This is a genomic window from Streptomyces sp. NPDC042346 (assembly GCF_055581845.1).
The window spans coordinates 707,918-728,203 of sequence record NZ_JBVJEH010000001.1; the positions used below are offsets into that span (position 1 = coordinate 707,918).

The following is a 20,286-nucleotide window of genomic DNA, read 5'->3' on the forward strand; positions in this document are numbered from 1 at the left end:
CCTCGCCGACCGGCCCGCCCGGGCGGGGCCCTACTTCCTGCCCGCTCGGACGCCCCGGAAGCCGATCACGCCGACGGCCGTCCCTAGGATGAACGACGTGACCGCGAGCGCGAGATGGACCCACAGGTATGCCGTCGGGTTTCCCGCGTCGTCGAAGGCGAGCCCGCTCGCGTCCTTGAACAGGTTCTTCGCGAAGGTCACCCAGATCACCCAGGACCAGACGCCGAACGCGAGCAGGAACCAGGAGACGCGGCGGCTGAGCTTCATGGGGAGTCCTTCGGGGTGGGCGGGGCGTTCCCTGCCAGTATCGAACCGCCTCCGCCGCGGGCTGCGGGTGGGGCCCCGTACGCCGGCCCGCCGCGACGCCGGTCACCGCTCGTAGTCCGCAAGAGAAAGAGGGGGTTCGGGGCGTGCTCGCCTTCCTGCTGGTCCTGGTCGTGGTTCTCGCCGTGCTCGGTGGGGTCCACTGGTACGTGTGGCGGCGTCTCGTGCGGGACGTGACGGTGCCCGGCGGGCTGCCGCGCCGGCTGGGCACGGCCGCCGTCGTCGCCCTGCCGCTGTGCTCGATCGCCGCCCTGGTCTCCTCGCGCGCCGGTGCGCCCTTCTGGTTCCAGCAGGTCGTCGCCTGGCCGGGGTTCCTGTGGCTCGCCCTGCTCCTGTACGTGACCCTGGCGCTGGTCGTCGGCGAGGCCGTGCGGCCCGTCCTGCGCGCCCGGCTCGACCGCCGTGCGAGGGCCGCGGCCCCCGCCCCGGCGCCCGAGCCCGTGTCCGTATCCGGAGCCGCAGCCGGAGGCGCAGCCGTATCCGGAGCCGCAGCCACAGCCGCCGCGCCCGCCGCTGAGGCCTCCGCGGCCCCGGCCGCCGAGGCTCCCGTCTCCGGCGACGACGTCTCCCGGCGGCTCTTCGTCTCGCGCGTCGTCGGCGGTTCCGCCGCGGCCGTGGCCCTCGGGACCGTCGGCTACGGCACGTACGGCGTGCTCCGCGGTCCCCGGGTCAAGCGCGTCACCGTGCCGCTCGCCAAGCTGCCGCGCGCCGCGCACGGCTACCGGATCGCCGTCGTGTCCGACATCCACCTCGGGCCGATCCTGGGCCGCGCCCACAGCCAGCGGATCGTGGACACGATCAACTCCACCCAGCCCGACCTGATCGCGATCGTCGGCGACCTCGTCGACGGCACCGTCGAGAACCTCGGCCCCGCCGCCGAACCGCTCGCCCGGCTGCGCGCCCGCCACGGCTCCTTCTTCGTGACGGGCAACCACGAGTACTTCTCGGGCGCCGACGCCTGGGTCGACCACGTACGCGAACTCGGCCTGCGCCCCCTGCGCAACGAGCGCGTGGAGATCGCGGCCGGCTTCGACCTCGCCGGCGTCGACGACGTCGCGGGGGAGAGCGAGGGCCAGGGCCCCGACTTCGGCCGCGCCCTCGGCGACCGCGACCGGGCCCGCGCCGCCGTCCTCCTCGCGCACCAGCCGATCGTCATCCACGACGCCGTACGCCACGGCGTGGACCTCCAGCTCTCCGGCCACACCCACGGCGGTCAGCTCTGGCCGGGCAACTACCTCGCCGAGCTCGCCAACCCGACGGTCGCGGGGCTCGAACGGTACGGCGACACCCAGCTGTACGTCTCGCGGGGCGCGGGCGCCTGGGGACCCCCGGTCCGGGTCGGCGCGCCCTCCGACATCACCGTCGTCGAACTCGCCTCGAAGCAGGCGTAATAGGGCGTCGGCGGGGAGCGGTGACTCCCTGCTCCGAGAGCGATACGTGCCGCTCATCGACTTAAAGTCTCATATCCCGGACATATACCTGCCGTATGAAAGTTTTCCCTTCCACTTGTGAAAGTCGTGTGATTGGCTGACGGTAATGCGGCGTTTTCGGGGGGCGTCGTGCCTGGGGTGGTACGAAAAAAGGAAGCACGGCAAAAATGCGGTCGACGGTCCGTCTGCGGATCCTCATCACTTGTGGAGTACTGGTGGCGGCCGGAGTCGGGGGCTGGCAACTCCTGCCCTCCGACGAACTCCGGACCGAACCCATCAGCGTCGGCACGACCGACGAAGTCACTTCACTCGACCCGGCCGGCGCCTACGACGCCGGATCCTGGGCCATGTACAGCAATGTCTTCCAGTCGCTGCTGACGTTCAAGCCGGGGTTCACGACTCCCGTGCCGGACGCCGCCGAGAGCTGCAAGTTCGTGGGGGCCAAGCTCACCACGTACGAGTGCACGCTCCGCGACGACCTCACCTTCGCCAGCGGGCGCAAGGTGACGGCCGAGGACGTCAAGTACTCCTTCGAGCGGATGCTGCGCATCAAGACGGACGTCGGTCCGCAGCCGCTCTTCCCGACGCTGAAGAACGTCGTGGCCGACGGCCGCACCGTCACCTTCAACCTCAGCGGCCGGGACGCCACCTTCCCGCTGAAGGTCGCCACGGGTGCCGGATCGATCGTCGACAAGGACCAGTACCCGGCGAACACGCTGCGCGGCGGCCTGGGCGTCGACGGCTCCGGCCCGTACGTCCTCAAGGAGTACAAGCCGGGCGAGTCCGCGCTCCTGGAGCCCAACCCGAAGTACAAGGGCGCCATCACCAAGGCCGGCGGCCCGGTCCTCGTGAAGTACTTCGGCAAGTCCGAGGACCTCGCCACCGCGTGGAAGTCGCAGCAGGTCGACGTCACGCACCGGCAGCTGCCGCCGGACTTCCTGGCCTCCGTGGAGACCCAGGGCGGGACCCGCCTCACCGAGGCCGAGAGCGCGGAGATCCGCAACCTCAACTTCAACGTCCGGCCCGGCTCGCCGATGGCGGAGAAGGCCGTACGCCAGGCCGTCGCCGCCGTCATCGACCGCCCGGAGATCACCACCGGCGCCTACAAGGGCACGGTCGAGCCGCTGTACTCCCTCATCCCGCAGGGCTTCGTGGGGCACAGCACGGCCTTCTACGACACCACGCCCGCGCCGAGCGCGAAGAAGGCGAAGAAGCTCCTGAAGGAAGCCGGGGTGGCGACGCCGGTCAAGTTCACCTTCGGCTTCCGCGCGGACGCCACCTACGCCGCCGAGACCGCCGAGATCAAGAAGCAGCTGGAGAAGACCGGCCTCTTCGAGGTGAAGGTCGTCGAGTCCGACTGGAAGAACTTCCAGAAGGCGTACGCCCGGGGCGCCTACGACGCGTACACCGTCGGCTGGCTGCCCGACTTCCCCGACTCCGACAGCTTCACCGCGCCCCTCGTCGGCACGGCGAACACCCTGCACAACGGCTTCTCCAGCAAGCGGATCGACTCGCTGGTCTCCTCGACGCAGCAGTACAGCGACCGGTCCCGCGCGACCGGGGACTTCCGGGAGATCCAGGCCGAGGTCGCCGACGAGGTCCCGCTCGTCCCGCTGTGGCAGAAGAAGGACTACGTCCTCGCCTCGGAGGCCGTGGGCGGCTCCCAGTACCTCACGGACGGCACCGGCATCTGGCGCCTCTGGGAGCTCAACTGGATCTAGGACCTTTTCGGCCCTGATCCGCCGGACCGGCCCTAGCTCTCCTCGGACGGCGGCTTCGGGGTGGCCCGCTTGGGCTTGCCCGAGGCCGCCATCCCGGCCGCCGTCGGCATGAAGTCGGAGAGCAGCTCGTGCGTCTCCCTGACGAGCGGCCGGAGGACCCGGAAGCGGGAGAGCGCGATCGCGCGGGCCGTGACCGGCGCGAGCCGCTCGACGAGCCGCCGGCTGTTCGCGGCGCTCTCCGATCGGTCGTACACCCAGAACAGCACGAGGCCCATCTGCTGGAGCCACAGCAACCGCGGGAGCGCCTCGGCGAGCTCCGGGTCGACCTTCACCGAAGCGCCGGAGATGACCCGCCGGTGGACCTCGATCGCGGCCTCGCGCGGGCCCTCCGACTCCGGTGAGAAGGGGCTGAGCGGGCTGTCCGGGTCGGCGGCGTTCTTGAAGAACTGCGCCGCGAACTCGTGGTACGGCTCCGCGATGTCGAGCCAGCCGAGGTAGACGCCCCGGATCCGGGCCGTCAGGTCCTTCTCGCCGCCGGTCAGGATGGGCTCGACGGCCGCCTGGTGCTCCTCGGCGATCCGGTCGTAGAAGCCCTGGACGAGGTGCTCCTTGGACGAGAAGTAGTAGTACGCGTTGCCGACGGAGACCCCGGCCTCCTGGGCGATGGCCCGCATCGTCGTCTTGTCGTAACCGCGCTCCTGGAACAGCCGGAGCGCGGTTTCGAGGATGAGCGTGCGGGTCTGCTCGCTCTTCGGGGCCTTCTTCTCGGCGGTCGCCTTGACTTCGGTCGACTTGGCTTCGGTCGACTTGCCGTCGGTCGACTTCGCGCCGGTCGACGTGCCTTCGGCCGACTTCTCTTCCTTCACGTCCTTCACGCGCCCGAGCCTAGCCGGGCGAACCCGGCACCTCGCAGCGCCCGTCCTCGCAGTCCGGCCCCTTGAGGGCCTCCCGCCACTTCGCGGCGGCCAGGACGGTCACCCGGGCGAAGGGCTGCCCGGCGGGGGTGGCCAGCCAGTGGGCCTTCGCGCGGTGGTCGGCGAGGGCCCAGAGGCAGACGATCCAGGCACCGGTCTCCCGGTAGACCTGCCCCCGGTCCCCGACCACGGTGATCTCCCGCAGGGTGGCGGCGTGGTCGAGGTCGGGGAAGCGGCGCCTGGCCTCGTGCGATCCGGCCGGTACGAGATCCAGCGGGACGAGCTGCCGCTGGCGCAGCAGCCAGTGCCTGAGGTGCACGCAGAGCGGGCAGTCGGCGTCGTACAGCACGGTCAGACGTCCCACGGGGGTCGGCACGGCCTTGCCCTCAGCCCTGGGGGGCGGGCGGGGCCCAGGGGCCGGCCTTGGGGGCCGCGGTCCAGCCCTGCGGGGGGACCGGCGGCACCTGTTCGCGCTCCATCACGCCCCGGCGGCGGATCTTGTTGAGGACGTAGACGTTGCCGAGGTGCATCACGCCGAGGACGAGCAGGACGACTCCGAGCTTGACGGAGAGGGCCTCGAAGAGCGCCCGGGCGTCGAGGACGGCCGCTTCCTGGCTCAGGTAGAGGGCGACGAAGCCGAAGTTCACGAGGTAGAAGCCGACCACGAGGAGGTGGTTGACGGCGTCCGCGAGCTTCTCGTTCCCGTGCAGGACGTCGGCGAGGAAGATCCTTCCGTTGCGGCTGAGCGTGCGGGCGACCCAGACGGTCAGCGCCACGCTGATCAGCAGGTAGACGATGTACGCGACGACAGTGAGGTCCATGCCCCACCCTCCCTTGAACGCGTTCAAAAGGCTGTTGGGCATGACTGTAGACCTCCTCTTGAACGTGTTCAAGTCGCTTCGTGGTGGCTGTTCAAATCGGTGGCCGTCCGCATCCGCCCCGCCTAGGGTCGGCGGGTGACGCTCTCTCATGACCTGGCCGGCCACGGCCCCTCGACCGTCGTCCTGCTGCACTCCGGGGTCTGCGACCGCCGGATGTGGGACGGGCAGTTCCCCGTACTCGCCGAGGCGGGCCACCGTGTCGTCCGCTGCGACCTCCGCGGCTTCGGCGAGACCCCCGTCGACGCCCCGCACACCCACGCCGACGACGTCCGGGACCTCCTCGACCACCTCGGCGTCGACCGCGCCGCCGTCGTCGGCTCCTCCTTCGGCGGCCAAGTCGCGCTGGAGCTCGCCGTCCGCCACCCCGGCCGCGTCACCGCCCTCGCCCTGCTCGGCTCCGCCAGCCCCTGCATGGAGCCGAGCGAGGAGCTGCGGGCCTGGGGCGACCGCGAGGACGCGCTGCTCGAAGCCGGACACCTCGACGCCGCCGTCGAGCTCAACGTCGCCACCTGGCTCGGCCCCGAGGCCGACGCCGCCGCCCGCGCCCTCGTACGGGAGATGCAGCGCCGCGCCTTCGACGTCCAGCTCGCCGCCCCCGACGCGTTCTCCCCGATCCGCCCCGAGGTCACCCGGGACGACCTCGCCCGGATCGAGGCCCCCGCCCTCGTCGCCGTCGGCGCCCACGACCTGCCCGACTTCCGGGCCGTCGCCGACGACCTCACCCGCCTCCTGCCCGCCGCCCGCCGGCTCGACCTCGACTGGGCCGGACACCTCCCCGCCCTGGAGCGCCCGGACGAGACCGCCCGGGTGCTCACCGCCTTCCTGGCGGAGCTCCCCGGGCGGCCGTGACGGAAGGGTCGACGGAAGTTCAGCGGAAGCGGCGCACCCCCGGGACGAGCGCCGTGCCGAGGCAGCAGCCGCCCACCACGACCGCGGCGGCGATCAGCGGCACCTCGGGGCCCCAGGCGGAGGCGGCGAGCGGCGCCAGGGCGTAGCCCAGCGGCATCGCGGCCAGCGAGAGCAGCCAGTCGTACGAGGTGACCCGGGCGAGCGCGTGATCGGGGATCGCCCGCTGGACGGCGGTGTCCCACACGGGGGAGAGGAAGCCGAGCCCCGCCTGCGCGAGCCCGTAGGCCGCGATCGTCAGCGGCGCGGGCGCGGCCACGGCGAGCAGAATCAGCGGCAGGGCGTACGTGGCGAGCCCGAGGTTCGCCGTCAGGACCGGGCGCCGGGGGCGGGCCCGGTCGGCGAGCAGCGCCCCGAGGAGGAAGCCGACGGCACCGACCTGGAGCAGGACGACCCAGGTGGCCTCGCCGCCGAGCCGGTGCACGGCGACGGCGGGCCCGAGGGTCATCAGGACGGCCGCGGCGCCGTTCCAGGCGCTGTGGCCGACCAGGCTGGTCCAGTACCAGTCCCGGGAGCGGACCTCCTGCCAGCCCTCCGCCAGGTCGGCGCGGAGCGAGCGGCGCGGGATCCGCACCCTTTCGACCCGTACGGCCGTCAGGAGCAGGGCGCTGACGGCGAAGGTGGCCGCGTCGAGGACGAACGCCCAGCCCGCCCCCACGGTCAGCACGAGGGAGCCCGCGAGCGCCGGTCCGGCGAGCCGGGAGGCGCTCTTGGCGACCCCCGTCGCCGCGTTGGCGCGCTGCAGCGCCTCGGGCGCCACGGTCCCCTTCACGAGCGGCGAGACGGTCGGCATCGCGAAGGCCCCGGCGGCCCCGCCGAGCGCCTCGGCGACCGCGAGGACGGCGAGGCTCGGGGCGCCGCCGAGCAGCTGGATGCCGACGAGGAGCTGGGTGGCGCAGCGTACGACGTCGGTGACGAGGGCGACGGTACGGGCGTCGAAGCGGTCGCCGACGACCCCGCCCAGCGGCAGCAGGAGCAGCTTGGGGACCATCGCGCAGCCGAGGACCAGGGCGAGCGCCGAGGTGGAGCCGGTGGCCTCCAGGACGGCGAGCGCGAGGGCGGCGGGGATCGCGGCGTCGCCCAGGAGGGAGAGCGCGCGGCCGGTGAAGAGGAGGCGGAAGGAGCGGGTGCGCAGGGGGTGGGGGACGGAGGCGGGCGCGTCGGCGCGCACGGGGGCGACAGGCATGTACCGCAGAGTATTTCGGTACCGAATAATTCGTCAACGAAATACTTTCCCCGGGAGGGGGACCGTCCGCCGACGTACGATCACTTCATGGCGCTCCCCGACGAACCGCGTGCCCCCCAGGGCGAACCCGGTGAACCCGGAGACCCCGGCGAACCCCACGAGCCGCGCGAACCGCAGGACTGGACCGACGGGCACGTCGCCCGCTGGCAGCCCGTCCTGCCCGGCCTCGACCCCGTCGTCGAGGGCGCCGTCACCCGCATGAAGAAGCTCTCCGTCCACCTCCGCCGGGTCAGGGAGCAGTCCCTCGTCGACTTCGACCTGGAGCGCCACGAGTTCGACACCCTCCACAAGCTCGCCGGCCGCGGCGGCAGCGCCGCCCCCTCCGAGCTCGCCCAGGACCTCGACCTCGCCCCCGCCTCCGTCTCCGGCCGCCTCGACGCCCTGGAGAAGCGCGGATTCGTCCGCCGTACGCAGTCCACGACCGACCGGCGCCGGGTCGTCGTCGAACTCACCGAATCCGGCCACCAGACCTGGCTCGGCGCGATGGACGTCCTCGGCCACGAGGAGTACCGCCTCCTCGGCGTGCTCTCCGCCGAGGAGCGGAACCGGCTCAACGACCTGCTGCGCCGGATCATGGTCGAGGCGGAGAGCGCGGAGCACACCCGCCACTGGGACTGACCGCGTCCCCGGGGAGGACGGATCAGACGCTCAGCGAGCGCGCGTAGTTCAGCTGCGACATCACCCAGTGGATGGTGTCCGGACGCACCGCCGGGATCATCGTGGAGTGGTGCTTGCCCCCGCTGTTCACCGTGATCTGGACGAAGCCCGACGTCGTCTGCTCCTTCATCAGCAGGAACAGCAGCCCCAGGCCGCAGGCCGCGACGAAGAGACAGGCCAGCACGATGCCGACCGTCGAGATCTTCTCCTCGGTCCGCGACAGGTCCATCGCGTTCCACACCGCGCCCCGGAGCGGCATCGGACCGGACGGGGTGAGGATCTGGTCGCCGACCACGCTGATGTCCCCGAGGGCGAAGGCCGGTGCCCCGCCCGTCGGGTACTGCGGCGGCACGACCACCCCGCCCGGCAGCGTCGGCTGGTAGGCAGGCGCCTGGTACGGCCCCGGCCCCGGCCCCGGTCCCGGCGTCGCGTCCTGCGGGTAGCCGTACCCCGGCGTCCCGGCGCCCTGGCCGGGCCCCCACTGGTACTCCCCGTCCGCGTAAGGGTTCGGCTCGCTCATCAGTCCCCGCTCTCGATCACGCTGTCCGCAACGGCAAAAGCCCGCTCCTGCACGCGCAGCGTACAGAAGCGGGCTTCACGGCCGAATGCCCGGCCGACGGGATGTCAGAAGCGGCGCGTGATCAGCGCACGCTTGACTTCCTGGATCGCCTTCGTGACCTCGATGCCACGGGGGCACGCGTCGGTGCAGTTGAAGGTCGTGCGGCAACGCCACACGCCGTCCTTGTCGTTCAGGATCTCCAGGCGCTGCTCGCCCGCCTCGTCACGCGAGTCGAAGATGAAGCGGTGCGCGTTGACGATCGCGGCCGGACCGAAGTACTGGCCGTCGTTCCAGAAGACCGGGCAGGACGACGTGCACGCGGCGCACAGGATGCACTTGGTGGTGTCGTCGAACCGCTCGCGGTCCTCGGCGGTCTGCAGGCGCTCGCGCGTCGGCTCGTTGCCCTTGGTGACCAGGAACGGCATGACGTCCCGGTACGCCTGGAAGAAGGGCTCCATGTCGACGACAAGGTCCTTCAGCACCGTCAGGCCCTTGATGGCCTCGACCGTGATCGGCTTGTCGGGGTTGAGGTCCTTGATCAGCGTCTTGCAGGCGAGCCTGTTCTTGCCGTTGATCCGCATCGCGTCCGAGCCGCAGATGCCGTGCGCGCACGACCGGCGGAAGGTCAGCGTGCCGTCGACGTCCCACTTGATCTTGTGGAGGGCGTCGAGGACGCGCTCCTTCGGGTCGATCTCGATCTGGAAGTCTTCCCAGACCGAGGCGTCCGAGATCTCGGGGTTGAAGCGGCGGATCCGCATCGTGACCGTGATGTACGGGGAGGCGGCGGACTCCGCCTCGACCTTGTCCAGTACGGGGGTAGCCATCAGTACTTACGCTCCATCGGCTGGTAGCGGGTCTGGACGACCGGCTTGTAGTCGAGACGGACGGTCTCGGAGCCGTCCTCGCCGACCTCGCGGTACGCCATGGTGTGGCGCATGAAGTTGACGTCGTCGCGGTTCGGGTAGTCCTCGCGGTAGTGACCGCCGCGGGACTCCTTGCGCGCGAGGGCCGAGACGGCCATGACCTCGGCCAGTTCGAGCAGGTTGCCCAGCTCGATGGCCTCCAGGAGGTCCGTGTTGAAGCGCTTGCCCTTGTCCTGGATGGACACGTTCTCGTAGCGCTCGCGCAGCTCGGCGATCTTCTCGACGGCCGTCTTGATCGTCTGCTCGGTGCGGAACACCATGACGTTGGCGTCCATGGTCTCCTGCAGCTCGCGGCGGATGTCCGCCACGCGCTCGTGACCCGTGGAGTTGCGCAGCTTCTCGATCGTCGCGACGACGAGGGACTCCGGGTTCTCCGGCAGCTCGACGTAGTCGTGCTTGGCGGAGTACTCGGCCGCGGCGATGCCGGAGCGCTTGCCGAAGACGTTGATGTCGAGCAGCGAGTTGGTGCCGAGGCGGTTGGCGCCGTGCACCGACACGCAGGCGACCTCGCCGGCCGCGTACAGGCCCGGGACGACGGTGGTGTTGTCCGAGAGGACCTCACCCTCGACGTTGGTCGGGATGCCGCCCATGGCGTAGTGCGCGGTGGGCTGGATCGGGATCGGGTCCGTGTACGGCTCGATGCCGAGGTACGTACGGGCGAACTCGGTGATGTCCGGGAGCTTGGCGTCGAGCTGCTCCGGCGGGAGGTGCGTCAGGTCCAGGTAGACGTGGTCGCCCTCGGGACCGCAGCCGCGGCCCTCGCGGATCTCCGTGTAGATGGAGCGGGAGACGACGTCACGGGACGCGAGGTCCTTCATGACCGGCGCGTACTTCTCCATGAAGCGCTCGCCGTCCTTGTTGCGGAGGATGCCGCCCTCACCGCGGGCGCCCTCCGTCAGCAGGATGCCCATGCGCCAGATGCCCGTCGGGTGGAACTGGAAGAACTCCATGTCCTCCAGGGGCAGACCGCGGCGGTAGCACGCGGCCTGGCCGTCACCGGTCAGGGTGTGCGCGTTGGAGGTCACCTTGAAGAACTTGCCGGTGCCGCCGGACGCGTAGATCACGGCCTTGGCCTGGAAGATGTGGATCTCGCCAGTGGCAAGCTCGTAGGCGACGACGCCCGCGGAGTGCTTCACACCGTCGACCTCGACGATGAGCTGGTCCAGGACGTAGAACTCGTTGAAGAACTCCACACCCTCCTTGACGCAGTTCTGGTACAGCGTCTGGAGGATCATGTGGCCGGTGCGGTCCGCGGCGTAGCAGGACCGGCGGACCGGGGCCTCGCCGTGGTTGCGGGAGTGACCGCCGAAGCGGCGCTGGTCGATGGTGCCGTTCGGGGTCCGGTTGAACGGCAGGCCCATCTTCTCCAGGTCGAGGACGGCGTCGATGGCCTCCTTCGCCAGGATCTCGGCGGCGTCCTGGTCGACCAGGTAGTCACCGCCCTTGACCGTGTCGAAGGTGTGCCATTCCCAGTTGTCCTCCTCCACGTTGGCGAGCGCGGCGGCCATGCCGCCCTGCGCCGCGCCCGTGTGGGAGCGGGTGGGGTAGAGCTTCGTCAGGACGGCGGTGCGGCTGCGCTTCGTCGACTCGATGGCGGCGCGCATGCCGGCGCCGCCGGCGCCGACGATGACGGTGTCGTACTTGTGGATCTTCATGACGTGGATTACCTCAGCCCCGTGCCTAGCGGATGTTCGGGTCGAAGGTGAAGATCACCAGCGTGCCCAGAAGGATGGTGAACACCGTGGCGGTGTACAGCAGGCCCTTGAGCCACAGGCGCGTGTTGGCCCGCTCCGCGTAGTCGTTGATGACCGTACGGAGGCCGTTGGCGCCGTGCAGCATGGCGAGCCAGAGCATCAGCAGGTCCCAGACCTGCCAGAACGGGGACGCCCAGCGGCCGGCCACGAAGGCGAAGCCGATCTTGGAGACGCCGCCGTCGAGGAAGAGCTGGATCAGCAGGTGGCCAAGGACCAGGACCACGAGGACCACGCCGGAGAGGCGCATGAAGAGCCACGCGGCCATCTCGAAGTTGCCGCGGGTCGCCTTCGGCGTCTTGCCGGTGCGCTTGCGCGGGGCCTCGATGTACGGCGCGGGGTTGTCCACGTCGTACACGGCGCCCTCGACGGGGCCGATGGCGGCGGAGGAGGTGGTGTCAGCAGACATATCTGGCGTCAGCTCCCGAACAGTTCACGTGCGGCGTGGCCGAGGACGGGGTACAGCGAGCCCGCCATCAGCACGACCCAGATGCCCACGACGGTCCAGAGCATCTGCTTCTGGTAGCGCGGGCCCTTGGACCAGAAGTCCACGGCGATGACACGGAGACCGTTCAGCGCGTGGAAAAGGATGGCGGCGACGAGGCCGTACTCCAGAAGAGCGACGATCGGCGTCTTGTAGGTCGCGACGACCTCGTCGTACGCCTCGGGGGAGACGCGGACGAGAGCGGTGTCCAGCACGTGTACGAACAGGAAGAAGAAGATGAGGACGCCGGTGACTCGATGAGCCACCCAGCTCCACATTCCTTCCCGGCCGCGGTACAGCGTTCCAGCCGGCACGGAAAAACCCTCCGGGAGCGGGGATCAGGGTCGGCCGGCTTCTCTGTCGGTCTGACCCGGCCGGGTACGGTCCACCGGCCCCGGTCATCGTAGCGACGACTTGTCGGTTCGCTCGCGCGGGGTCCATCGGTGTGATCAAACAGGCACGGACGGGCTATCCCACAAGCCGAAATCGCCCTGTTCCGGTCGAATTCACGCTCCGGAGTGTCGGCGTGTGAGCCCCTCGGCGAGCCGGAAGGCCAGCCGGGCGCGGGCGAGCCGCCTCAGTTCGTCGGCGGCGATCACGCGCTCTTCCTCCGGTTCGTTGCCGAGACGTGACCGAATGCCTGCCAATACCTGGTCGAGACGCTCTCCGGGCCGCACTCCTTCGAGGCTGATGACGAACGCGTGTCCGAAGCTGCTCTCGTACGCGGCGTGGGCGGCCCGCAGCGCGGTCCGCGCCGCCGGCGGGGCGTCGGGGTGCGGCGGAGCGGAGGACTCGGCGGCCAGCGCCCCGTCGAGATCGGCGCGGGACAGGTCGTAACCGGCCTCGTCGGCGGCGGCGAGCAAGGCGTCGACCGTCGGGTACGGGCGGTGCGCGGCCACCCGTTCGGCCCAGCGGGCGCTGCGGCAGCAGGAGAGGAGCAGGGCCTCGGCCTCGGCGGGCGAGGCGGCGTTGAAGCGCGTGAGCCCGTGGATCGAGGGGTGGGTCGGGGCCTGCGGGGAGAGGCCCTTGTTCTGGGCGGGTATGGCAGGCGTGTCCGTGGAGCCCGGCTTCCGGCAGGGGGCGTGGGTGTCGCTGGTCAGCGTGGGCTCCGGTACTCCGGGACGGGTGGGGTGGACGTGACTCAACGTTATCGACGGGATGGGGGAAGTGTCCGACGGATGCGCGAATTTCACCCGGAAGGGAGAGTTTCGGAACATGTGATGGACCATCCGGTTCCGTTCCCCCGATTGGCCGGAGCGCCATCCGTACGGGAGGATTCCGAATGATGCGGTACTCCATACGGGTGCCCGGCCGGGGCCCCGCACTGATGGCGACCGCGGTGGCACTGGCCACCGTGGCGGCCTGTTCGAGCGGCTCTCCCTCCGGAGCGCCGTCCCCTTCCGTACCCCCCGGCTCCGGCGGTACGTCCACGAGCGCCGCGCCCACCGGCGCGCCGCCCTCCCCGACGCCCACCCCGACACCGACGCGGACGTACCCCCTCTCCACCGCGCCCCGGACCGTCCCCGCCGTCCGCGACCACGAGGCCGCCCGCGGCCCCGGCTGGAAGCCCGCGCCCACGGCCGGGATCGTCGTCGCCCCCGGCAGCGAGGGCCTCGCCGACGAGGCGCGGCTGCTCGCGGGGGAGCTCAAGATCGTCTACCGGGGCGCCGTCGCGGCCCGCGCGGGCGACGTCGAGCTGGCCCTCGGCGGCAAGGGCGCCCCCGAGTCGTACACGCTCACCACGCGCGACGACCGGGTCAGGATCACCGGCCCCGACCAGGCGGGCGTCTTCTACGGGACCCGCACCCTCAAGCAGTCGGTGAAGGGCTCGGGCGCGATGCCCGAGGGCACCGTCACCGACGCCCCCGCGAAGCCCCAGCGCGGGCTGAACCTGGACATCGCCCGCAAGTTCTTCACCGCGGAGTGGATCGAGGCCCGGCTCCGCGAGATGGCCGACCTCAAGCTCAACCAGTTCGGTCTGCACTTCTCCGACGACCAGGGCTTCCGGATCGCCTCGGACACCCACCCCGAGATCGTCTCGGCCCAGCACCTCACCAAGGCCGAGGTGCGCCGCATCCTCGCCCTCGCCGAGTCCCTGCACATCACCGTGGTGCCCGAGATCGACTCGCCCGGACACCTCGGCGCCGTCCTGCGCGCCTACCCCGACCTGCGGTTGCTCAATGTCCAGGGCGTCCCGCGCCAGGGTGCGATCGACATCTCCAAGCCCGCCTCGGCGCGGCTCGTGGACGAGCTGCTGCGCGAGTACGCCGACCTCTTCCCCGGCGGCTGGTTCCACGTCGGCGCCGACGAGTACCAGGCGCTGACCGTCCGCTCCCCGGAGGCCTCCTATCCGCAGCTGGCCGCGGCGGCCCGCCAGAAGTACGGCCCCCAGGCGCGCGTCCAGGACCTCGCGGAGGGCTGGCTGAACGACCGCGCGGCGGTGGTGCGCGACACGGGCAAGGTGGCGAAGGCCTGGAACGACGGTTTCTTCCGGGGCGGGGTCGTCCACGCCGACCAGGGCATCGAGGTCGAGTACTGGACCGGCAAGGAGATCGGGGCCCGGCCGCCGGCCGAGTACCTGGCCGAGGGCCGCAAGGTCATGAACCTGAACGACGAGTACCTCTACTACGTCCTCGGCCAGCCCAACGACTTCACGTACCCCACGGGCCGCCGCATCTACGAGCAGTGGACACCGCTGGTCCTGCGGGGCACCACGCCGGTGCCGGCCCGCTACGACCCCCAGATCCTCGGCGCCCGCTTCGCCGTCTGGTGCGACCTGTCCCGCTCGCAGACGCAGGCACAGGTGGCCGACGGGATCCGGCTGCCGCTGACGGCCCTGGCCCAGAAGGTCTGGGACGAGCGGAAGCCGGCCCTGACCTGGGACCAGTTCCGGGCATTGGCGGCGAAGGTGCGCTGAGGATCACCGTGGACGGGTCCCGTCCGGATCGCGTACGTTCCCCCGGCGGCGGCCGCCCGGCCGCCGCCGGGCCCCGGGGAGGGGCCCTTCGTTCCTTGGGGGGAACCAGATGCTCATGCTCCGCGATCCGAACGGCCTTGCGAGAGCCGTGGTGGCCCTGCTCGCCGGCAACATCGTCTTCGACGTCCTGCTCGGCCTGATCGACGTCCGCAGTCTCGCGGACGGATCCCTGTACTACTCCGACCCGACCCGGTTCGGGGCCCTCGACCTCAACGCGGCCTACGGCATCTCGTTCCTGGTGTACGTGGCCACCGCGGTCGTCTTCATCATCTGGTTCCACCGGCTGCGGCGGAACGCCGAGGTCTGGGCCGGTGACCTGCAGGGCCGGAAGCCGGGCTACGCCATCGGCGGCTGGTTCATCCCGATCGGCAACCTCTGGATCCCGCGGGCGGTCGCCGTCGACATCTGGCGGGCGAGCCGCTGGGAGCCGTACGCCGCCGACGGCACGCGGGAGCTGGCGCTGCTCAACAGCTGGTGGACGTTCCTGCTGGCCGCCAACACGGTGAACTGGATCTCCAGCAAGCTGTACAACGCGGCCGAGACGCCCGAGGCCTACGACACGGCGACCGTATGGTCGCTCGCGGGCTACGGCCTCGACATCGTCGCCGCCGTCCTCGCGATCCTCTTCGTGCGGCGTCTGACCTCTATGCAGCACGCCAAGGCCACTGGCATGATTCCGGCCGCAGTGACGAAAAGTCGCGCCCCGGCGCAGTAGTGGAAGTACTGCGTCCGAATCGCTGGCGAGGAGGCGTCCATGACGTCCGTGACGAGCACGAGCATGCAGGATCTGATCGACCGCGCCGACGTGCGGGGCCTCGCGGCCGCCGGGCTCGCGTGCCTGGACCGGTGTCTGCCCCTGCTCGCACCCGAGCGCGCCGAGGTGCTCCGGCCCGTGTGGGCCGCGGTGGCGCGCGGGGACGGCGGAGCGTGGGCCGAGGCTGTCGGCAAGGCGCGGGTCGAGCTGGACGGCGTGGGAGGCGAGGCCGTGGACGCCGGCGGGGTCGTGACGATGGTTCACGCGATGCTCGACGGAGTCCCCGCAGAGTGGGCCGATGAGCCCCTGCGGGCCTGGGCCGAGCGGTGCTCGGCGGTCGCGCTCGCCGTCCACCGCCTGTACGACGCGACCGAGACCGGCCCGCTCCACGCCGGCGAACTCCGCCGCCAGCAGGCCGTCCTGGAAGCCGCCGCGCACGGACCGACCGGTCTGCGCCGGGCCCGCGAGCTGTCCACCGAGGGCGGACGGGTGCTGCGCGCGGTCGTCTCGCGCCGGGCGCGGACCGCCTGAGCCGCGAGGGAAAGCAACGAGGGGGTGGCCGGCGCCGGCCACCCCTCGCTTCGTACGGACCTCGCTTCGTACGGAACGTCGGCTCAGGCCTCCGGCTCCGGCTCCTGGATCGACACCGAGGCGATCGCCTCGGCGATCTCCCGTTCCGCCGTGGCCTTGTCGAGGCCGAGGCCGGTCAGCACGCCCGCGCCGTCCTCGTGCTCCAGCAGCGCCAGCAGGATGTGCTCGGTGCCGACGTAGTTGTGGCCGAGGCGCAGGGCCTCGCGGAACGTCAGCTCCAGGACCTTCTTCGAGTCCGCGTCGAACGGGATCAGCGGCGGGATCTTCTCGGCCCGCGGCGGCAGTGTCGGGGTCACCGCGTCGCGTACCGCCTCCGCCGTCACGTCGTGCCCGGTCAGCCACCGCATGGCGAGCGACTCGGGCTCGGCGAGCAGTCCGAGGACGAGGTGACCGAGCACGATCTCCGCGTTGGCGGCCGTCCGGGCCTCCTCCTGCGAGGCCACGACCACCTTGCGGGCGCGCGGGGTGAAGCGGCTGAACCCTGCGTTCGGGTCCATCGTGGACGCGTCGGGGTCCTTCGCCACGAACCGCTTCTGGGCCGCCTGGCGGGTGACGCCCATGCTGCGGCCGATGTCGGTCCAGGAGGCGCCGGAGCGCCGGGCCTGGTCCACGAAGTGGCCGATGAGGTGGTCGGCGACGTCGCCGAGGTGGTCCGCCGCGATGACCGCGCCGGAGAGCTGCTCCAGGGCGTCGGAGTGGACCTTCTTGATCGCTTCGATGAGCTCGTCGAGACGGACGGGCACGTTCATTCCGGCTGGATTCGTCATGAGGCAACCCTAGGTTGACACCCCTGCACTGTCAACCTTCGGTTGACAGTGAAAAGGGCGCAGTGTGCCCAGCCCAGGGCGGGCGATGTCACGGAGGGAGGGGAGGGGCGGAAAAGGGAGACGACCGGGGCCGCCACCCCCCACAGGAGAGGCCCCGGTCGTCATCCACGGAGCCGCAGCACGGCTCCGTACTCCATACAGCGCCGGTGGTGCGCTTTCTGTCACACCGGCACGTGCACCCGCACGTGCAGCACGGCCCCGATCTCGAAGGTTGCAAGTTGTACAAAGACCCCGGACCGCGTGGACGCGGCGCGGGGACACGACGTAGCGTGCAGATGCGCGAGGTGGCGTGGCGGTGGTGACCAGCCGCGACGACGCGAGGACGCGACCGACGAACAGGGTTTGGGGAGTGCTGGGGGACGACGCGGAGCTGACGGCCGCGGTGCTCGCTGCGCAGGACGGGGACGAGAACGCGTTCCGGACTGTGTATCGCGCCGTGCATCCTCGGTTGGTCGGCTACATACGCACACTGGTCGGCGAGGGCGACGCCGAGGATGTCGCCTCGGAGTCCTGGCTCCAGATCACGCGCGACCTCGACCGCTTCAGCGGGGACGCGGACCGCTTCCGCGGCTGGGCTGCCCGGATCGCCCGCAACCGCGCGCTCGACCACATCCGGATGCGCGGCCGGCGGCCCGCCGTGGGAGCCGACGAGACCGAACTCACCGACAAGCCCGCCGACTCCGACACGGCGGACGAGGCACTGGAAGCCCTGGCCACCGGCCGCACCATGCACTTGATCGCCCAACTCCCGCAGGACCAGGCCGAGGCCGTCGTCCTGCGCGTCGTCGTCGGCCTGGACGCCAAGAGCGCCGCCGACACCCTGGGGAAGCGCCCCGGTGCCGTAAGGACCGCCGCGCACCGGGGTCTCAAGAAGCTCGCCGAACTCCTCGGGGCGGACGGAGTGGCTGACGGGACCGGTGGGGACGTCGTTCCGCTGGACGGTGTGCCTCCGCAACGCGGGCGCGGGCCGGGGCCCAAGGGTCCCGGCGGTGTGACGCATTCACGTCCGCGTACGCAGAAGGACATGTGATGGCCGACGAGCGCTACCAGTGGCTCGACCAGGAGGCCGCGGAGCGGCTGCTCCGGGGTGAGCCGGTCGATGCCCTCGACGATCCCGCACGGACCGAGGCGGGACGTCTCGCCGAGGCCCTCGACGCGGCCCGTACGCCGTCCATCGCCCGGGCCGGACAGGCCGAGCTTCCCGGCGAGGCGGCGGCAATGGCCGCCTTCCGCAGGACCACGGCCGAACGCGCTGCCCACGCCGCCCACGCCGAGCACACCGCCCGCGGCGGGCGCACCGAGCGTGCCGACCTGGGCCGGGTCCGCCTCGCCCCCGTCGCCGCGCCCGCGCGCCGCTGGGGGCGTTCCCTGCGGTACGGGCTGGCCGCCGCGGTCGCCGCCGTCACGGTCGGCGGGGTCGCCGTCGCCGCCGGTACGGGCATGCTGCCGATGGTCGGCCCCGAGCCCGCGACCTCCGTCACGGCGGGGGAGAGTCCCGATGCGCCGGTCGTCTCGGAGTCGCCCGGGATCCGGAAGGATCCCGAGGCCCCCTCGGTGGCACCGGGCGGCGGCGAACACTCACCGGGCTCGTCGCCCTCGCCCGGGACCTCGTCCTTCCCCGCCTCGCCCTCCGCGTCCGGGTCCCCTTCGCTCTCCATGCCGCCGGGCACCCGGCGCACCCCGGACCCGGGCCGGACGACGTCCCGCCCGGCCGGGGGCAAGAGCGCCGACGGGTCGACGGCGAAGGAGAAGGCCCTCAAGGCCTGCCGGGACTACCGGGCCGGCCGGCTCGACTCCGCCGGTAACCGGCAGCTCACGAGCACCCTGCGCAGCGGCGAGACGCTCCGCCGGTACTGCGACCGGATCCTCGGCTCCGGCGGCACGGGCGCGTCCGCCGATCCTCAGGAGGACGGCAAGAAGGACGACGGCACGAAGGACGACGGCAAGGACGACGGGAAGAGCGACGGGAAGAGCGACGGCACGGCCGACGGCAAGGACGACGGGAAGAAGGATTTCCGTCGGCAGACCGGCGGGAGTGACAGCGGGAACGACGGTGGGAACGAAGGCTCCGAGCGCCGGAACCGCAGCTCAGAGGGCGCGGACAGGAACCGCAACGGCGCCCTTCTCGCACCAGGTGTGACACTTTCCGGGCCGTCGGCGCAGTACTGAGTGAGCCGACTGGTCATCGGCCGCGCGTGAGCCGGGGTTCCCCCCGTACCTACGGCTCCGCGCACCCGGCGCGGGTGGGGCACGTTCCCCCGGTCCCACCCGCGCCCTTTCTTCTCCCCGCCGCTACCAGTGGACGACGACCTTGTCGCCGGGCTTCACCTGGTCGAAGAGGGCCGAGAGCTTCGCCTTGTCCCGGACGTTGACGCAGCCGTGCGAGGCCCCGTTGTAGCCGCGGGCCGCGAAGTCCGCCGAGTAGTGCACCGCCTGGCCGCCGCTGAAGAACATCGCGTACGGCATGGGCGTGTGGTAGATCGTCGACGTCCACTTGCGGGCCTTCCAGCCCACGCTGAACGTGCCCTCGCGGGTCGGGGTGTTCTCCGAGCCGAAGCGGACGTCCATGGACGAGACGACCCGGCCGTCGATCATCCAGGCCAGGGTCCGGCTCTCCTTGCTGATGCACAGCACCCGGCCGGTCATGCAGCGCGCGTCCGGGGTGTCCAGCTGGTTCGTGGTCGACGGCTTCAGCTCGTCGGCGGTCGGCTTCCGGCTGGCCGTGAGCAGCCGCTGCCAGGTCGTCTCGTCGACCGAACCCGTGCCCGGCAGCCCCTGCTTCTTCTGGAACGCCGTGACCGAGGCCGCCGTCATCGTCCCGTAGAAACCGGTGGGAGCCCGGTCGAAGTGGCCGAGCTGACGGAGCCGCGCCTGGAGCTCGCGGACCTGCTCGCTCTCGTCGCCGTCGCCCATGAGGGCCTTGGACGCCGGCGCCCCGGTGCTGGGAGTGGCGGAGGGGGACGGCGGCTTGTCGTCGGTCGTCGGCGTGGCGGTCGGGGCATCGGTGGGGGCGGACGTCGTCGCCTTCGGCGCCTGCGTCGTCGGGCTCGCGCCGCCGCCTCCGGGGCCGGCCGCCTCGGGCGTACAGCCCACGGCCAGCGCCACCACCGCTGCTGCCAGTACCGCTCTGCGTATGACGGACGTGGTCCGCTTCATCGTTGCCCCCCGAGGCGAGTCGTGTGTGTACGTAGGGATGCTTTCCGCGCGCGTGCGGTTGCGTACGCGCGTATGAAGATCGGAGAGAAGTGCGGGCAAGCTGTGAGGAAGGTCCCAGCGTGCTGCCCTCCACCGGCCGCACGCCCGCCGCTACAGTCCGTCGCGAGGGTCGGTACCGCTGAGCA

Annotated in this window: 22 protein-coding genes; 9 read left to right on the forward strand and 13 right to left on the reverse strand. The window is 71.3% G+C overall.

The window, feature by feature from the left end:
* Positions 1–30: 30 nt before the first annotated feature.
* Entirely contained in the window at positions 31–267 is a 237-nt protein-coding gene (locus ACZ6K0_RS03455; RefSeq protein WP_469229537.1) for an SCO4848 family membrane protein, read from the reverse strand.
* Positions 268–410: 143 nt separating this feature from the next.
* On the opposite strand from ACZ6K0_RS03455, the gene ACZ6K0_RS03460 reads away from it, so the two are divergent.
* Positions 411–1,715 carry a metallophosphoesterase gene (locus ACZ6K0_RS03460; RefSeq protein WP_469229539.1) on the forward strand — a complete coding sequence of 435 codons (1,305 nt, stop codon included), beginning with the start codon at positions 411–413 and terminating at the stop codon, positions 1,713–1,715.
* 206 nt (positions 1,716–1,921) lie between these two features.
* A complete protein-coding gene (locus tag ACZ6K0_RS03465; protein ID WP_376401612.1) occupies positions 1,922–3,475 on the forward strand; it encodes an ABC transporter substrate-binding protein in 1,554 nt (517 codons plus the stop codon).
* A gap of 32 nt (positions 3,476–3,507) precedes the next feature.
* Here the strand turns inward: ACZ6K0_RS03465 and ACZ6K0_RS03470 are convergent, their stop codons facing one another.
* The 3 genes from ACZ6K0_RS03470 to ACZ6K0_RS03480 form a co-directional block, all read right to left on the reverse strand.
* Complete coding sequence (locus ACZ6K0_RS03470; protein ID WP_469229680.1) at positions 3,508–4,203, reverse strand: TetR/AcrR family transcriptional regulator; 696 nt, start codon at positions 4,201–4,203, stop codon at positions 3,508–3,510.
* Between the two features lie 157 nt (positions 4,204–4,360).
* Entirely contained in the window at positions 4,361–4,765 is a 405-nt protein-coding gene (locus tag ACZ6K0_RS03475; RefSeq protein WP_376401615.1) for a thiol-disulfide oxidoreductase DCC family protein, read from the reverse strand.
* A gap of 10 nt (positions 4,766–4,775) precedes the next feature.
* Complete coding sequence (locus tag ACZ6K0_RS03480; protein ID WP_376401618.1) at positions 4,776–5,210, reverse strand: hypothetical protein; 435 nt, start codon at positions 5,208–5,210, stop codon at positions 4,776–4,778.
* A gap of 135 nt (positions 5,211–5,345) precedes the next feature.
* On the opposite strand from ACZ6K0_RS03480, the gene ACZ6K0_RS03485 reads away from it, so the two are divergent.
* Complete coding sequence (locus tag ACZ6K0_RS03485) at positions 5,346–6,119, forward strand: alpha/beta fold hydrolase (RefSeq protein ID WP_376401621.1); 774 nt, start codon at positions 5,346–5,348, stop codon at positions 6,117–6,119.
* 19 nt (positions 6,120–6,138) lie between these two features.
* On the opposite strand, the gene ACZ6K0_RS03490 is transcribed toward ACZ6K0_RS03485, so the two are convergent.
* The gene (locus tag ACZ6K0_RS03490) at positions 6,139–7,362 is read right to left on the reverse strand and encodes an MFS transporter (RefSeq protein WP_376401624.1); all 1,224 of its coding nucleotides are present in this window, start codon (positions 7,360–7,362) and stop codon (positions 6,139–6,141) included.
* Positions 7,363–7,449: 87 nt separating this feature from the next.
* Here ACZ6K0_RS03490 and ACZ6K0_RS03495 point away from each other — a divergent pair, with 87 nt between their 5' ends.
* Positions 7,450–8,040 (forward strand): MarR family winged helix-turn-helix transcriptional regulator, encoded by a 591-nt coding sequence (locus tag ACZ6K0_RS03495; protein WP_376401627.1) that lies wholly within the window; start codon positions 7,450–7,452, stop codon positions 8,038–8,040.
* 22 nt (positions 8,041–8,062) lie between these two features.
* Here the strand turns inward: ACZ6K0_RS03495 and ACZ6K0_RS03500 are convergent, their stop codons facing one another.
* The 6 genes from ACZ6K0_RS03500 to ACZ6K0_RS03525 all read right to left on the reverse strand — a co-directional run bounded on the left by ACZ6K0_RS03500 (position 8,063) and on the right by ACZ6K0_RS03525 (position 12,941).
* Complete coding sequence (locus ACZ6K0_RS03500; protein ID WP_469229543.1) at positions 8,063–8,599, reverse strand: hypothetical protein; 537 nt, start codon at positions 8,597–8,599, stop codon at positions 8,063–8,065.
* 104 nt (positions 8,600–8,703) lie between these two features.
* The gene (locus tag ACZ6K0_RS03505) at positions 8,704–9,462 is read right to left on the reverse strand and encodes a succinate dehydrogenase iron-sulfur subunit (protein ID WP_267045435.1); all 759 of its coding nucleotides are present in this window, start codon (positions 9,460–9,462) and stop codon (positions 8,704–8,706) included.
* Entirely contained in the window at positions 9,462–11,216 is a 1,755-nt protein-coding gene (gene sdhA, locus ACZ6K0_RS03510) for a succinate dehydrogenase flavoprotein subunit (RefSeq protein ID WP_125744985.1), read from the reverse strand. The genes ACZ6K0_RS03505 and sdhA overlap by 1 nt, the downstream gene beginning before the upstream one ends.
* Before the next feature lie 25 nt (positions 11,217–11,241).
* On the reverse strand, positions 11,242–11,721 hold the full coding sequence (locus tag ACZ6K0_RS03515; protein ID WP_141295397.1) for a succinate dehydrogenase hydrophobic membrane anchor subunit: 480 nt from the start codon (positions 11,719–11,721) through the stop codon (positions 11,242–11,244).
* Positions 11,722–11,729: 8 nt separating this feature from the next.
* Positions 11,730–12,110: a succinate dehydrogenase, cytochrome b556 subunit gene (sdhC, locus tag ACZ6K0_RS03520; RefSeq protein ID WP_015035721.1), complete on the reverse strand. Its 381-nt coding sequence runs from the start codon at positions 12,108–12,110 to the stop codon at positions 11,730–11,732.
* 192 nt (positions 12,111–12,302) lie between these two features.
* Positions 12,303–12,941, reverse strand: a complete 639-nt coding sequence (locus ACZ6K0_RS03525) for a 2-oxo-4-hydroxy-4-carboxy-5-ureidoimidazoline decarboxylase (protein WP_469229546.1) — start codon at positions 12,939–12,941, stop codon at positions 12,303–12,305.
* 137 nt (positions 12,942–13,078) lie between these two features.
* On the opposite strand from ACZ6K0_RS03525, the gene ACZ6K0_RS03530 reads away from it, so the two are divergent.
* The 3 genes from ACZ6K0_RS03530 to ACZ6K0_RS03540 all read left to right on the forward strand — a co-directional run bounded on the left by ACZ6K0_RS03530 (position 13,079) and on the right by ACZ6K0_RS03540 (position 16,058).
* Entirely contained in the window at positions 13,079–14,713 is a 1,635-nt protein-coding gene (locus ACZ6K0_RS03530; RefSeq protein WP_469229547.1) for a beta-N-acetylhexosaminidase, read from the forward strand.
* A 115-nt stretch (positions 14,714–14,828) separates the two neighbouring features.
* Positions 14,829–15,488: a DUF4328 domain-containing protein gene (locus ACZ6K0_RS03535; RefSeq protein ID WP_469229549.1), complete on the forward strand. Its 660-nt coding sequence runs from the start codon at positions 14,829–14,831 to the stop codon at positions 15,486–15,488.
* 39 nt (positions 15,489–15,527) lie between these two features.
* The gene (locus ACZ6K0_RS03540) at positions 15,528–16,058 is read left to right on the forward strand and encodes a hypothetical protein (protein ID WP_376401647.1); all 531 of its coding nucleotides are present in this window, start codon (positions 15,528–15,530) and stop codon (positions 16,056–16,058) included.
* Positions 16,059–16,141: 83 nt separating this feature from the next.
* Here ACZ6K0_RS03540 and ACZ6K0_RS03545 read toward each other — a convergent pair whose 3' ends face one another.
* Positions 16,142–16,885, reverse strand: a complete 744-nt coding sequence (locus tag ACZ6K0_RS03545; protein WP_469229552.1) for a Clp protease N-terminal domain-containing protein — start codon at positions 16,883–16,885, stop codon at positions 16,142–16,144.
* Positions 16,886–17,294: 409 nt separating this feature from the next.
* Here ACZ6K0_RS03545 and ACZ6K0_RS03550 point away from each other — a divergent pair, with 409 nt between their 5' ends.
* A complete protein-coding gene (locus ACZ6K0_RS03550) occupies positions 17,295–17,975 on the forward strand; it encodes an RNA polymerase sigma factor (RefSeq protein WP_376401653.1) in 681 nt (226 codons plus the stop codon).
* Entirely contained in the window at positions 17,975–19,114 is a 1,140-nt protein-coding gene (locus tag ACZ6K0_RS03555) for a hypothetical protein (RefSeq protein WP_469229554.1), read from the forward strand. The genes ACZ6K0_RS03550 and ACZ6K0_RS03555 overlap by 1 nt, the downstream gene beginning before the upstream one ends.
* A gap of 123 nt (positions 19,115–19,237) precedes the next feature.
* Here the strand turns inward: ACZ6K0_RS03555 and ACZ6K0_RS03560 are convergent, their stop codons facing one another.
* Positions 19,238–20,101 (reverse strand): L,D-transpeptidase family protein, encoded by an 864-nt coding sequence (locus ACZ6K0_RS03560; RefSeq protein ID WP_469229556.1) that lies wholly within the window; start codon positions 20,099–20,101, stop codon positions 19,238–19,240.
* Between the last annotated feature and the right edge of the window lie 185 nt (positions 20,102–20,286).